Annotated in this window: 12 protein-coding genes; 11 read left to right on the forward strand and 1 reads right to left on the reverse strand. The window is 69.7% G+C overall.

Annotated elements, in window-relative coordinates:
• Positions 1 to 195: 195 nt before the first annotated feature.
• Positions 196 to 1,140: a ribulose phosphate epimerase gene (locus OEB96_RS18410; protein WP_266217416.1), complete on the forward strand. Its 945-nt coding sequence runs from the start codon at positions 196 to 198 to the stop codon at positions 1,138 to 1,140.
• 63 nt (positions 1,141 to 1,203) lie between these two features.
• Here OEB96_RS18410 and OEB96_RS18415 read toward each other — a convergent pair whose 3' ends face one another.
• Positions 1,204 to 1,935, reverse strand: a complete 732-nt coding sequence (locus tag OEB96_RS18415; RefSeq protein WP_266217417.1) for a hypothetical protein — start codon at positions 1,933 to 1,935, stop codon at positions 1,204 to 1,206.
• A 592-nt stretch (positions 1,936 to 2,527) separates the two neighbouring features.
• Between OEB96_RS18415 and OEB96_RS18420 the strand changes: the two genes are divergently transcribed.
• From OEB96_RS18420 to OEB96_RS18465, 10 genes are all read left to right on the forward strand, one after another.
• Positions 2,528 to 3,331, forward strand: coding sequence for a hypothetical protein (locus OEB96_RS18420; RefSeq protein WP_266217418.1), 804 nt, complete (start codon positions 2,528 to 2,530; stop codon positions 3,329 to 3,331).
• Between the two features lie 107 nt (positions 3,332 to 3,438).
• Positions 3,439 to 5,385, forward strand: coding sequence for a c-type cytochrome (locus OEB96_RS18425; RefSeq protein ID WP_266217420.1), 1,947 nt, complete (start codon positions 3,439 to 3,441; stop codon positions 5,383 to 5,385).
• Between the two features lie 10 nt (positions 5,386 to 5,395).
• Complete coding sequence (locus tag OEB96_RS18430; RefSeq protein ID WP_266217421.1) at positions 5,396 to 7,561, forward strand: lactonase family protein; 2,166 nt, start codon at positions 5,396 to 5,398, stop codon at positions 7,559 to 7,561.
• A gap of 166 nt (positions 7,562 to 7,727) precedes the next feature.
• The gene (locus OEB96_RS18435) at positions 7,728 to 8,438 is read left to right on the forward strand and encodes a response regulator (RefSeq protein ID WP_266217423.1); all 711 of its coding nucleotides are present in this window, start codon (positions 7,728 to 7,730) and stop codon (positions 8,436 to 8,438) included.
• Complete coding sequence (locus OEB96_RS18440) at positions 8,435 to 10,348, forward strand: sensor histidine kinase (RefSeq protein ID WP_266217425.1); 1,914 nt, start codon at positions 8,435 to 8,437, stop codon at positions 10,346 to 10,348. The genes OEB96_RS18435 and OEB96_RS18440 overlap by 4 nt, the downstream gene beginning before the upstream one ends.
• A gap of 102 nt (positions 10,349 to 10,450) precedes the next feature.
• Complete coding sequence (locus OEB96_RS18445; protein ID WP_266217427.1) at positions 10,451 to 11,338, forward strand: PstC family ABC transporter permease; 888 nt, start codon at positions 10,451 to 10,453, stop codon at positions 11,336 to 11,338.
• Positions 11,335 to 12,234: a PstA family ABC transporter permease gene (locus OEB96_RS18450; protein ID WP_266217428.1), complete on the forward strand. Its 900-nt coding sequence runs from the start codon at positions 11,335 to 11,337 to the stop codon at positions 12,232 to 12,234. The genes OEB96_RS18445 and OEB96_RS18450 overlap by 4 nt, the downstream gene beginning before the upstream one ends.
• The gene (pstB, locus tag OEB96_RS18455) at positions 12,231 to 13,001 is read left to right on the forward strand and encodes a phosphate ABC transporter ATP-binding protein PstB (RefSeq protein ID WP_266217429.1); all 771 of its coding nucleotides are present in this window, start codon (positions 12,231 to 12,233) and stop codon (positions 12,999 to 13,001) included. The genes OEB96_RS18450 and pstB overlap by 4 nt, the downstream gene beginning before the upstream one ends.
• 10 nt (positions 13,002 to 13,011) lie before the next feature.
• Positions 13,012 to 13,707, forward strand: a complete 696-nt coding sequence (gene phoU, locus OEB96_RS18460) for a phosphate signaling complex protein PhoU (RefSeq protein ID WP_266217431.1) — start codon at positions 13,012 to 13,014, stop codon at positions 13,705 to 13,707.
• A 91-nt stretch (positions 13,708 to 13,798) separates the two neighbouring features.
• Positions 13,799 to 14,305: a hypothetical protein gene (locus tag OEB96_RS18465; RefSeq protein ID WP_266217432.1), complete on the forward strand. Its 507-nt coding sequence runs from the start codon at positions 13,799 to 13,801 to the stop codon at positions 14,303 to 14,305.
• The last annotated feature ends 1 nt before the right edge of the window (position 14,306 follow it).

Here is a 14,306-nt window from a genome sequence, read left to right on the forward strand (position 1 = left end):
AGATCCGCGCGATTCACACACCATCGAATTACAACAAAACCAACCGTATAACGAATAATAATATTAATTCAATTTTTACTAACGTTAGTTATTGACGTTATGTGCGTTGGATGGGATGGTTCCTTCATCCGGCGGGAGGGCCTCGGATCACCGAGGACGCCGCCCGGAGGGCGCGGACGAAGGGACGACGAAGGCATGAGGACGAAGATCGTTTGGCCGGTACTGGTGGGCTTGGGCTTGGTGCTCGGTGCGTGTGGAACCGTCGATGGCGGGAACGACGACGGCGCGGGCGAGCCCTCTCAGGGCGAGAGCGGCGAGGGTTCCACGACCAACGAGCCCATCGATCCGAGCATCGGTGGCTCGGGACCCGCGGCGACGGGAGGCTCGGAGTCGGGTGGACAAGAGGAGGAGGACACCGGAACCGACACCGGCTGCACCTTCTTGTGCCCCCCGGAAGACACCGGAGGCGGGTTCCCGTGCGACATCTTCGTGCAGGACTGCATGGAGAACGAGAAGTGCATGCCCTGGGCGAACGACGGCGGCAACGTATGGAACGGCACGCGCTGCTCGCCCATCGCCGACAATCCCGGTCAAGCCGGCGACGAGTGCACGGTCGAGGGCTCGGGCACCAGCGGCATCGACAGCTGTGACATCGGCACGATGTGCTGGAACGTCGACCCCGAGACCAACACCGGCACTTGCGTTGCCATGTGCACCGGTGATGCGGCGAACCCCCTGTGTGAGGACCCGGGGACGACCTGCGTCAACGTCAACGACGGGGCGATCGTGCTGTGCCTGCCGCAGTGCGATCCGCTGCTGCAGGACTGTGCCGCAGGCGAGGCGTGCTACGGCATCAACGACGTCTTCACCTGCGTGCCGGATGCCTCGGGCGAGTCCGGCATCTACGGCGATCCCTGCGAGTTCATCAACGTCTGCGATCCGGGGCTGTTCTGTGCCAACGCCGAGACGGTCCCCGGATGCACGGGCTCGGTGGGCTGCTGCTCCGAATTCTGCGACCTCGAAGATCCCGCGGGCAACGACCAGTGCTCGGGTGTGGCCGGCGGTCAAGAGTGCGTGCCATGGACCCAAGACCCGGATCCCGGGCTCGAAGCGGTCGGCGCGTGTGTGATCCCGGCCTGATTACCCGCGCCGTTCGAACCGAGGCCCGCGCTGCCAGATGGTGGCGCGGGCCTTCGCTCGGGCTCACAGCCACGCGCGCAGGCCCAGCAGCGGGCCGCCCAGGGAGACGCGCTCGATCTGCGTGTGCTCGTATCCCGCGAACAGCTCGAAGCGCTCGCGTACCAGGCCCACCGTGGCGCGCCCTCGCCATACCGCCGTTTGGTACAGCGAGCCGCGATCGAGGCGGGCCGAGATCACGAACGGGCGCCCCGGGAACGCATCGAGGCTGGTGCTGAAGTTCCAGCCCATCGAGTACTCGCGCGGCCCGGCACCGGGGATCCGGGCGTCGAGCATGTAGCGGGTCCCCAGGCCCACGCGCCACACGATCTGGGGCAGGGCCACCGGCGCGAGGTTCAGGCTGGTGTCTCCGAGGTAGAGCGCGTCTCGACGAGGTGCGTCGAGATAGAACGAGAGCTGCGTGTCCACGTCGACGCGGGCCGATCCCACGCGGGCCGCCATGCCCGTGCGCCACAGGCCTCGATAGAGGTAGGCACCCTCCGCCTCGAGACGCCCGCCGATCCGCCGATGCTTCGAGGCGTCGCCGGTCCACGGATCGACCACCCAGCCCGGGCTACGGGCCTCGTATGGCCAGCGGTTCAGGGTGCGCTCGAAGGGTGGCCGTGGAGGAGGACCCTGCAGATCGAGCCGCTCGTCGTCGGAGCCCATGGACCTGGGTGGAGGCACCGCCGGGGCTGGCACTCTCACGCGACGCACCACGGTGTAGGTCGTGATCACCGTGCCGGGTGGCCCACCCACCGGGGCGCGGCCGTACGAAGCTGGCACTGGCCCCGGCGAGCGAGTCGGAGGTGGAGGCCGGCTCACCGAGGAAGGGGCTCGCGTGGCCGGGGGAGGAGCGGGGCGGACGGCCGCACGAGCCCCTTCGAGGCGCCCTCCCGCCCACGCCGTGCTGTTCGGTACCCACATCCCCAGCGCCGCTACCAAGAACCACCACGCGCGTTGCACTGGGTCAGCCTGACGGACCGGCTCGAGTCCCGCTAGAGGGCACCTACGATCGAAATCGACGGGGGATCACCCAGGCACCGCCCGTGAGTACCGGGCAATCCCGCGGGTGCGATGCGCCCCACTCGGATCGGCGGTCTATGCGCTGATCCCACCCCAAGGGGACTGCGAAATCGCCAAGAATGAAATCGAATCCTCACGTTGGGCGTTCGGGGGCCCGGTGATGGGGAGGCGGTCGTTGGTGGTGGGTGGGCTCGGGCTGGCGCTCGTAGCATGCGCAGCACAGTCCGAGACACCGGCCGAGCCCGAAGTCCCCGTCAGGGGGGCCGTCCCCACGCTGGATGCCGCGTCCGCAAGGGCGAAGCCCGAGAGTGCCGAGCCCGAGCGCTTGCCCAGGCCCGAGGCGCTCGCTGCCTTCGAGCCCGAGCCCGAGCCCGAGGAGCTCGCCACCCCCGAGCCCTTCGCGGGTCTCGAGAAGGTGACCTTGCGCGAGCTCGTGGCCGAGCTCGACCTCGTGGCCGACGAGCTCGCCGACGATCCCTCCGTACGATCCGACTACGAGGCGCTGGTCGCCTCCCACGGCTTGGCCGACAGCGATGCGCTCTATCGCGACTACGTTCGCGTGCGGCTGGCGTTCGAGAGCACCCGCGACGGTGGCCTGTGGCACCTGCGCTGGGCCATCACCAATGAGAAACCCAACTCCGAGCAGATCTGGCGGCAATGGAAGCGTGCGCCGGTTCCGGACGTAGCTGCGCTGCCGTCCGAGGTCTCGGTACCCACGGCCGAGGCCGAATGCGACGAACTCTCCGCCCTGTTCGCGTTCCTCGCGTACCAGCTCGGCGTTCGTCACGTGGGCCTCTACTGGCCAACGTGGAACCACGTCGTCGCCGTCTGGACCGTGCAATCGGGGGAAGGAGCGCCCGTCCGTATCGTGGTGCCCACCTCCCAGATCTTCTTGACCCTCGACGACAGCCTGGGCACCCGCGGCTTCGACCCCTGGAGCCAGAAGACCATCTACGAGTATCGGCGCCGCGACGTGAAGGGCTCCCATCCCATCGAGGCCGAGCTGGCCCGTTTCTTCGTGAGCCAAGCCCGCAAGTACGGGGGGCTGCCCCAGGCCGAACTCCAGCGCCTCCGCAACGAGCGAGATCTCTCGATGACCGCCGCCCTCGCCAAGGGCGACGCCAACTAGCCGAATTCACGGATCAATTGCGCGCTCGCCCCATTCAGCCCTCATTCGCGATCGCGTGGAACAAAACCCCGCTTCAGTCGTCTCTAGGACCCGCCATGCCCCGAGCCATGCGTACCGTTGCCTTCCTCGCCTGCTCCACCCTCGTCGCCGTGGCCGGCATGGCCGAGGCCCGCAGCAAGAGCGTCGCGTTCGACCATTTCGAGTTCCAAGGGGGCAACTTCGTTGCCCCCTTCACTTTGGAGGATGCGCCGGTCGGCGAGGGGCAGGCCCCGGCCGCCAGCCCGGCGGCGTCCTTCCTCCAGGGCAGCAAGATCGCAGCGATCCGTGGCGGCGCCGTGGTGGTCGATGCCGACAGCGGCAAGCTGGTCCGCACCGACGGCAACGGCGAGGTCACGGCCCAGCTCGACATCGCTCCGGGGGCGGCGCAGCTGGTGGTCGATGCCGCCCATGATCGCGTGTTCGTGACCGATCGCAGCGGCGACCGCATCGTGGTGGCCGATCTGTCCGATGGCGGACTCCGCCAGGTCGACAGCTTCGGCACCCGGGCCGAGCCCTTCGGCGTGGCGCTCACCCCCGATGGCAAGACGCTGCTGGTCACCACCGTCGCCGATCACTCGCTCACCGCGTTCGACGTGGGGACCGGCATGCCGCGGTGGAACCTCGAGCTCGGGCCCGAGCCGCGCGGGGTGGCGATCTCGCCGCAAGGGCACGAGGCGCTGGTCACCTTCCTCACCACCGGCGCCGTGGCTCGCATCGACATCCGCGGCGACCAGCCCAGGATGTCGTTCGTCTCCATCGATCCCGGGGTGCGGGCCAACCCGCAGTTCGGCAACCCCGGGGCCGCTCCCGTCGATCCCCTCAGCGACGAGGGCAAGAGCTTCGCCCGCAACGCGTTCGCGGCCGCCTACGTGGGCCACGGGGTCGCCGTCGTGCCGCACCAGCTCTCCACCCCGCACCTGGCCAGCGGAGACTTCGAGGTCGAGGCCTCGGGCTACGGGGGTGGCAACGGCTTCACCTCGCCCGTCAACCACCGCCTCGCGTTCCTCAGCACGCCCGACGCCGGCGAGGCGGGCTCGGTGCGCGTGGCGATGGCCACCACCAACCTGCACCAGCCCCGCGCGCTGGCCTACGACGGTCGCAGCGACACCCTGTACGTCGCCGGCTACGGCTCGGACGACGTGCTGGCTGTGGCCAACGTCTCGCAGGCCTCGGTGCACGCGACCTGGCAGCACCGCGTCAGCGACTCGTCGGGCGCCTGCGGCCCCGAGGGTCTGGCGGTCGATCCCGACGATGGCCACGTGCTCGTGTTCTGCTCCCTCACCCGCCGGGTGGTGCGGCTCTCGGGTGATCCGGCCAGCCCCAATGCGCCGACCGTGGTCGCCCACGGCAACGAGCTCGCCGCCAGCCGGCTCTCGCCGCAGGCCCAGGCCGGTCGCGCGCTGTTCCGCAAGGGCAATGCCGCCGAGATCTCCACCTTCGGCGCCATGGCGTGCGCGACCTGCCACGCCGAGTCCCGCGCCGATGGGCTGTCGTGGCGCTTGCAGGGCAAGAACCTGCAGACTCCGCTGCTGTCGGGGCGCATCCACGAGGAGGCCGCGCCGTTCAAGTGGGACGGCAAGGATGCCACCGTCGAGGCGAGCCTCATCAACACCGTGCAGCGCCTGGGGGGCACGGGCATCGACAGGCGTCAGGCCGGGGAGCTCGCGGCCTTCCTCGCGAGCGTCGAAGCACCCCGCAAGCCCACCGTGGAGGATCCCGCCGCCGTGGTACGCGGCAAGGAGCTGTTCGAGAGCGACATCACTGGCTGCGCCGCCTGCCACAACGGCACCCTCTACACCGACCAGCAGCAGTACGATCTCGACACCGATCTCGGCGAGGTCGATACCCCGTCGCTGGTGGGGCTGGCCCAGAGCGCGCCCTACTACCACGACGGCAGCGCTCGCACGCTCGAGGCCATGCTCAAGGGCAACGCCAGCATCCACGGGATGGGCAACATCGCCAAGCTGAGCGACGCGCAGATCGACGATCTGGTGCAATACCTCGAGACCCTGTAATAGAGGGTCGATGCATCGCCACCACGCGGCGCTCCCGGCCCACGGGCGCGCCACCACGCTGCTCGCCGGAGCAGTCGCGCTGGCCTTGGTGTTCGGCGCGGGCTGCCACGACCCGGGACCCGGGACCACCGATCCCTCGACCGGTACCCACGACGGCACCTCGACGGCGGCTGGCACGTCGACCACGGCCAAGCCCTGGACCCGTCCGGGGGCCGGTCATACCGCCAACATCGATCTGGTCGTGATCACGAGCGACGGCAAGGCCGCCGTGACCCGGGATCAGATCGGTGGCACGCGCCTGTGGCCCGCGCTCGACGGCAGCATCGAGCCGCTGGTGATTCCGGTGCAGGGACCCCAGCAGCTGAGCGTGGAGACCCGGCAAGGGGGAGGGTTCACGGTCGCTGCGGTCGATGCGGCCGGCGGCGCCAAGATCGTCGACGTGGATGCCAACGGCAAGGTGGTCGAGCGCGGGGCGCTCGCCCCGTTCCAGCCGCTGTTCGGGATCTACGTGCTGCCGGGTGGCGAGCGCTTGCTGGCGCTGTTCCGCGATCACAGCATCCGCTTGATCGATCGCGAGGCCGCCGAGCTCGCCAACCTCGAGGAGCGCCGCTTTCGGCCCACGTCGTTGCGGCTGTCGAGCGACGGCAAGCACTTCGTGGCGGTGCTCGGCGCAAGCGGCTCGAGCAACCGAGCCGAGGTCCAGGTGCTCGAGCTCGCGGGCAGCGAGGGCAAGCCCACGATTCGCCTGGTGGGCGACGTTCGGACGATCGAGGCCGCCAATCCACTCTCCGAGACCACCGCCGTGATGTCTCCCGACGCGCGGAGCTTCGCGGTGGTCGACAAGCCAGCGGGGACCCAGTGGGAGATCTTGGTGGTCGACCTCGACAAGGGCGAGAGCCGCAGGCTGTCGGTGCCGATGCCGTCGCACATCGTGCCCAACCTCGGCTACGTCTCCGCCCACGAGCTGCTGGTCAGCACCAACGACGGCTCGCTCTCGTGGCTGGTCGAGCTCGACGATGGCTCGCAGCGCGCACGCACCTCGGCGCCGCAGGACTTCATCAACCAGGGGCGCGCGCAAGCCATGGGCGGCGGCGTTCAGGTGGCAGGCCATGGAACGTGGCTGTTCGTGCACGACGTGGTCGATCGCTCGCACCGCTACCTCGGCTACCAGAGCTTCCAGACCCAGTCGGTGGCGGTGTCGCCGTCGGGCGAGTGGGTCGCATGGGCGTACGTGGGCGGCCCGGTGTTCGTGGAGTCGATCGATCCGGAGCACCACGAGCGCTTCGAGGTGCCGTCCGAGCCCAGCTTCGGCACCTTGAAGGTGCGGTTCTTCGACGACGAGCACCTGGTGAGCATCGACGGCGCGGGCGGCATCCACCTGCATCGCTGGCGCGACGGCGAGCTGGTGGACGAGGCCGGCATCCACGGGGCGATCCGAGCGCTGCACTTCGAGCCCCGTGAGAAGGGGCAGACCCTCATGCTGGTGGAGCGGCACAACAACGACGCGCACCTGTTCGAGGTGAGCACCAAGGGCTTTGCCGGTCCCTACATCGTGGCCGACCAGTCGTTTCGCTCGGGGCTCCTGACCCACGGATCACCCGGGCACGAGGACGCCGTCATGTGGACGCTCGACAGCGGCAACCGCCTGCGGCACTACACGCTCGCCGAGCTGCGTGGCGATCTCAGCCAGGATGCGGTCATGGCCAAGGGCGACCCGATCCCGCCGGGCAAGGTCGCTCCGCTGGCCATCGATCGCCTCGGGCACCACTACGGCGTGCGCTGGAACGGCTCCACCATGGAGATGTTCGTGGACTTCGGTGCGCACCTGAAGACCAAGATCTCGGCCTCGGGGGACGTCAGCGCCATCGAGCCCTCGCCGTCGGGGAAGCACTTCGTGGCCGTGCATCAGCGCGGGCAGAACACCTCGTTGTCGGTGCACGACACCGAGACCCTGGAGGAGCAGTGGAGCTTCTCCACCGGGGTCTTCAACAACGAGGTGGTGTGGTCGCCCGACGGGCGCTTCGTGGCCGTGGCCGCGAATACCGGCGCGGTGGTGCTCGACGCCAGGACCGGCAAGCCGGTCCAGCGCCGCTGCGGGATCGAATTCCAGGCGGTGGGGGCGGCGCCGTCCACCGCGTTCAACAGCCTGAACCTCCGCAGCATGTGCGAGGGCTGACGAAGACCACGATCGCTCGGCCTACCCCCGGGCGCGGCCGCGCCGGCTCGCCGATGCGCAGCGGCGGCCTGGGCGAGCTCGGTCACGCGCGTGGGGTTCACCGTCTCGTGACCCGGCCGTCACACGGCTCCGCGTTGCTGAGGTAAAACCCGGAACGGAGCCATTCATGGCCGAGCAGATCCTCATCGTGGAAGACGAGGCGGACCTCGCCAACATCGTTGCGTTCAACCTCGAGCAGGAGGGCTTTCGGCCCCGCGTGGTGGGTAACGGCGCCGAGGCGCTCGAGCAGATCCGGGGCGGCGTTCCGCCCGATCTGGTGGTGCTCGACCTGATGCTCCCGGACATGTCGGGGACGGAGGTGTGCCGGCAGCTGCGGCAGGGCACGGACACGCGTCGCATACCGGTGCTGATGCTCACCGCCAAGACCGATCCCATCGATCGCGTGGTGGGCTTCGAGGTGGGCGCCGATGACTACGTGACCAAGCCGTTCAGCGTGCGGGAGCTGGTGCTGCGGATCCGCGCGATCTTGCGGCGCACCGAGTCGAGCGCGCCCGCCGAGTCCGACTCGCTGCGCTTTGGCATCCTTCGCCTCGACTTCGAGGGCCATCGGGTGTGGGTCGAAGAGGAGGAGGTCGTGCTCACGGCCCTCGAGTTCCGCCTGCTCAAGACCCTGCTGCAGCGCCGCGGACGCGTGCAGACCCGCGAGGTGCTGCTCAACCACGTGTGGGAGATGAACGGTGACGTCACCACGCGCACCGTCGACACCCACGTGCGGCGGCTTCGGAAGAAGCTCGGCCCCGCCAGCGCATACATCGAGACGCTGCGCGGCGTGGGCTATCGCTTCCAGGCCGAGCCCAGCAAGACGGGCGAGTCGTGAGCCTCGGCTTTCGCAGGCGCTTGCTGCTGTCGTCCCTGGTGTTCGTCACCGTGGTCGACCTCGGGGTGGGGCTCTATCTCGAGGATCGGCTGCGCGACTCGCTGGACTCGCGCATTCGTGGCGAGCTGGGCCGGCAAGCCCGAGCGATGGGCGAGGTGCTGGAGGGCGTGGGGGTCGACCCGGCCCAGCCGGAACGGGCGCGGGCGACGATCGATCCCATCGCCGACCGCTTCGGGGCGGCCCTGGAGGCGCGCGTCTCGGTGATCGGCCCCGAGGGCGCGCTGCTGGGCGACTCGGAGCTGTCGCTGTCCGAGCTGGTCCAGGCCGAAGATCACAGCGATCGCGCCGAGGTCGTCGAGGCCCGGGCGGGAGCGCTTGGCGTGGCGCGGCGACGAAGCGCCACCCTGGGCAGCGAGATGCTCTACGTGGCCACGGCGGTGCCCGGGACCCCCGATCGAGTGGTGCGGGTGAGCGTGCCGCTGTCGCAGGTGGACGACGCCGTGTGGCAGCTGCGAGGGATCCTGGTGCTCAGTGGGCTCGCGGCGCTGGTGGCGGCCGGGGTGCTGGCGATGGTGGCCTCGCGGTTGCTGTCGCGCAGCCTGCAGGCGTTGGTGGCCACGGCGCAGCACGAGGCAGGCTCGCTGGCGGGGCCCGAGCTGGCCGATCCCCCCAGCTCGGTCAACGCGCTGGCCGACGATCTGCGGCGCACGGTGCGGCTGCTCGGCAACGAGCGCGAGCGCTTCGAGACGGTGCTCGAGACCATGGACCAGGCGGTGCTGGCGATCGACGCCGAGGGACGGGTGAGCACGGTCAACGGCGCCGGGCGACGGCTCCTGGGGCTGCCCGAGGCGGTGGAGGGGCGCCCGCTGCTGGACTTCGTGCGCTTGCCGGTGCTGCAGGGGCTCATCGACGAGGCGGCGAGCGGAAGGTCGGCCGGTGCGGAGCTCGACTATGGCGTGAGCCCGCGACGTCGCATCCAGGCCCACGCCACGGCGACCAAGCAGGGTGGGGGCACCGTGATCGTGATGCACGACGTCACCGAGCTGCGTCGGCTGGAGACGATCCGCAAGGACTTCATCGCCAACGTCTCGCACGAGCTTCGCACGCCCGTTGCAGTGATCCAGGCCAATGCCGAGACGCTGATGGCGGGCGCGATCCACGATCCCAAGCGCGCGCGAACGTTCCTCGACGCGCTGGCCCGTCACGCGGAGCGGCTGGGACGACTGGTGGCCGACCTACTCGACATCTCGCGCATCGAGGCCGGGCGCTACCCCCTGGAGATCGAGCCGGTCGACCTGGTGGAGCTGGTCGATCGCACGATCGCCGCGCTGGCGCTGCAGGCCAGCGAGAAGGGCACTGGGCTGGCTTCGCGGATGAAGGGCGAGCTGTGGGTTGCCGGCGATGACAAGGCGCTCGAGCAGGTGCTGTTCAACCTGGTGTCCAATGCGATCAAGTACACGCAGGGCGGCGGCCACATCGAGGTCGACGCGGTCGTGATCGAGCGCGAGGGCGGCGAGCCTTCGTGCTTGCGGGTGGAGGTGCGCGACGACGGCCCTGGCATCGATCCGCGCCACCACGGGCGGGTGTTCGAGCGCTTCTACCGGGTCGACTCGGGGCGAGCCCGGGACATGGGAGGGACGGGCCTGGGCCTGGCCATCGTCAAGCACCTGGTGGAGGCAATGGGTGGCCGGGTGGGGGTGGATGCCCGCCGTCCGCACGGATCGATCTTCTGGTTCACGGTGGTGACGGCTGCGAGCGCCCTGGGCGGCGATGACGAGGAAGATCCCGAGGACGACGAGGGCGACGCTGGCGACGGTGCCGCTGCGACGGAGGAGGCCGATGGGACCGGCGAGGATCGGCTCGACGCGGCGGTCGCCAATTCGAGTCATGCGCCCCCACGTGCGGGCTGATCATCGTTCGGCGCGGCTTCGATGCCGGGGGAGCGGTTGGGCCTCCCCGAGGTCGCGCTGTCACCCGATCGTCACTTCACCTGCATAGGATTGGGTATCGCCATGACCGAGCGTTTCCACGAACGAGCCCCACCTTCGGGTGCGGGCCCCGAGCCCTGGTGCTCGCGCCCCGCGGGCTCGGGAGATCGCATGGTGGGCTTGGCCTTGCGTGCATGTGCGGCGCTGCCGGTGATCCTCAGCCTGAGCTTGCTGGGGATCTTGGCCGAAGGCGCATGGGATGGGGCCGGGAAACTGGGGATTCCCGAAGGAGGGCTGTGGCCGCGAGTGCTCGGCACATTGCTGGTCTCGGGGGTGGCCCTGGCGGTGGCCGTGCCGCTGGGTCTGCTGGCGGCGCTGTTCCTGTCCGAGCTCGCGCGGCCCGCCGTACGCCGGTGGCTCAAGCCTGCGCTCGAGCTGCTGGCCGGCATCCCCACCGTGGTCTACGCGTTGCTCGCGGTGCTGGTGGCGGGTCCGGCGCTTGCGCGCGTGGTGCCCGGCCTCGAGGTGCCCAGTGCGCTGGTCGCCGGCTTGGTGCTCGCGTTGATGCTCGTGCCCACGATCAGCTCGCTGTCGGAGGATGCGCTGCGGGCCGTGCCCCGTGAGCTGCGGGAGGCGGCGCTGGCCCTGGGGGCGTCGCGCTTGCGGATGCTCTGGCTGGTGGTGGTGCCCGCGGCGCGACCGGGGATCGTGGCGGCGGTGATGCTGGCGGTCTCGCGGGCCGTGGGTGAGACGATGATCATGACCTACGCGGCCGGCCACGTGCCACGCACGGGGCTCGATCCCCGAGTGGCCGTGGAGACCCTCACCGGCTACATGGGCGGGGTGGCGCTGGGCCAGGAGCCGGGTACGAGCGCGTCCGTGTTCACCGTGGGGGCGGCGGTGCTGGGGCTCAACGTGCTCGCGCACGCAGTGGTGCTACGGCTGGGTCGGCGGTCCGGGAGGTGGTCGTGACGCGCGGCGAACGACTGCGACCGGTGAGCCTGGGTCCGCCGCCGCGCCACCAGCGACGCGGTCGATTGTTCGCGGCGGTGTGCATGGCGGTGACGCTGCTGCCGGTGCTCGTGGTCGCGGTGCTGCTTGGCGCCCTGGTCCAGTCGGGTGCGGGGCTCGACGAGCCGACAGTGGTGCTGCATCACCTCGCCGAGGGCGGGGCGCAGCAGCTGCTGCGCAGCGTCGTGGGAAGCCTGTGGCTGGTCTCGATGTGCGCGTGCGTGGCGGTACCGCTGGGGGTGGGGGCGGCCTTGCAGCTCGAGGGGCCGCGTCGGCCGGTTCGCTCGGCGCTGGCGCTCAACATCGCCAGCCTCGCTGGCGTGCCGTCGGTGTTGTTTGGCTTGGTGGGTCTCGAGCTGTTCGTGCGGGCGCTGCACCTGGGGCACAGCATGGTGACGGCGGCGCTCACCCTGGCGCTGGTGGTGCTGCCCATCGTGGCGGTGGCGGCTCGCTCGGCCCTGCGGGCCGTGCCCGACGAGCTGCGCGAGGCCGGCTATGCCCTCGGCGCCACGCCGTGGCAGGTGACCCGTCAGGTGGTGCTGCCGGCGGCGCTGCCCGGCATCCTCAGCGGGACGATCCTGGCCATTGCGCGGGCCTTTGGCGAGGCGGCGCCGTTGTTGCTGGTGGCCGGGATGACCATGTCGGGGTCGTCGACGGCGCTCGGCGACCCGCGAGGCGTGCTGCCGCTGCACGTGCTCGCGCTGCTGGTCGAGCCTCGCACCGCGGCTTCGGCCGAGGCGCTGGTGGGGGTGGTCGTGCTGTTGGGGACCTTGTTGGTGCTCAGCGGCTGGGCCATGCACCTGCGTCACCGCCATGAGCGGCGCCGCGATGGACCGTGGTTCGAGGACCCCCGATGAGCGCTACGCCCACTCCTGTCAAGCTCAGCATGCACGAGCTGTCGGCCTGGTACGGCGACCGCAAGGTCCTCGATCGGATCTCGTTCGACGTTCCTGCGACGCGGATCACCGCCATCATCGGGCCCTCGGGCTGCGGAAAGTCGACCTTCATTCGCTGCATCAATCGCATGCACGAGCTGATGGCCGAGGCTCGGGTGCAGGGGCGGGTGGAGCTCGATGGCCACGACGTCTACGGGCTCGAGGTCGCCCCCGAGCAGCTCCGCCGTCGCGTCGGCATGGTGTTCCAGAAGCCCAATCCGTTTCCCACGATGTCGATCCGCGACAATGTGCTGGCCGGGCTGCGGCTGACGGGAACCCCGGCTTCCGATGGCGACGACACGGTCGAGCAGGTGCTCCGGGCGGTTGCGCTCTGGGACGAGGTGCGCGACCGGCTTCGCAGCCGCGCCGACACGCTCTCGGCCGGCCAGCAGCAGCGGCTGTGCATCGCACGGGCCCTCGCCGTGCGCCCGGACGTGCTGCTGATGGACGAGCCGTGCGCCGCGCTCGATCCCATCGCCACCGCCCGAATCGAGGACTTGCTGGGAGATCTCCGCACGCGCTACACCATCGTGCTGGTCACCCACAACATGCAGCAGGCCGCCCGAGTCTCCGACCGCACGGGGTTCTTCCTCGGCGGCCAATTGGTCGAGATCGACGACACGGACATCATCTTCACCGGTCCCGGGGATCCCCGGACCGAGGACTACATCACCGGGAAATTCGGCTAGGATCGCGGGAGTGCCCGACCAGTCGCACACCGACCGTGCCTACGAGCACGAGCTGCACACCGTGCGGGTCTCGTTGCTGCGCATGGCCGGTCGCGTGGAGCACATGATCGGGCAGGCCGGACGGGCGCTGGTGGAGCGCGATGCGCAACTTGCGCAAAAGGTGATTGCGGAGGACCAGGAGGTCAATCGGGCGGAGGTGGAGATCGACGAGCTGTGCCTGCGGATCCTGGCCAAGCGCCAGCCGATGGCTTCCGATCTGCGGTTCGTGACGCTGGCGATGAAGATGGTGACCGACCTCGAGCGCATCGCCGATCTCGCGGTCAACATCTGCGAGCGTGCGGTGCAGCTGTGTGACACCAAGGTGGTCGTGCACGCGGAGATCCCCGAGATGTGCTCGGCGGTGGAGGGCATGGTGCGCGATTCCATCGATGCGTTCGTCAACCGCGACGTGGCCAAGGCCCGCGCGGTGATCGTGCGAGACGACGTGGTCGACCAGTACTACCATCGCATCTTCGAGGACCTGCTGCGGCGGATGCAGCACGAGCCCGCGCTGCTGCACGAGTGGATCCACGTGCAGTCGGTGGCCAAGTGGCTCGAGCGCATGGGCGACCACTCGACCAACCTGGCGGAGCTGGTCGTGTTCATGATCGAGGGGCGCGACATCCGGCACCCGCGGCTGCACGGCGACCGCAAGCACGGGTACTAGGCTTCCACGCGCAGGCCGTCGTCGGTGCTACCATCCGCGGGTGGCCAAGCGCTCCCCGTCGCGGAGTATCCGCCCCCTTCTTTCGGCTGCCGTGCTGGTGAGTTGCCTCGGGTGCAAGTCCACGCCCCCGCTGTTCACCGAGATCGGCGATGCGGTCGACCGCGGCGCCCAGAAGGTCGTTGGCGTGTTCGACGGTCGGTCGCTGCCGCCGCCGCAGGAGAGCGAGGAAGAGGCCGTCTCACGCGCGCGCGAGGCCTATGAGGCCGGCAAGCTGGCCTACCAGACGGCCCGGTACCTCGATGCGCTGGACCACTTCCTCGAGTCGTTCTCGGCGGCCGAGGAGATCGAAGACGCCGAGCTCAAGGCCCAGATCCAGTCCTCGCTCTACTACAACCTCGGCTCCACGCACCTGCGTGCCTTCGAGCTCGACGACGACCGGACTCACCTCGTGCAGGCCAAGGCGCTGCTCCAGAACTACCTCGGGTCCACCCCCGAGCCCACCGAGGAGGAGCGCGAGCAGGCCCTGGCCTTGATGGACACGGCGGATCAGAAGCTCGCCGAGACCGCGCCTCGAGCCGAGGGCGCGGTGGTGGAGTGAG

The organism is Paraliomyxa miuraensis (genome assembly GCF_026337845.1).
Classification (GTDB): Bacteria; Myxococcota_A; Polyangia; order Nannocystales; family Nannocystaceae; genus Paraliomyxa; species Paraliomyxa miuraensis.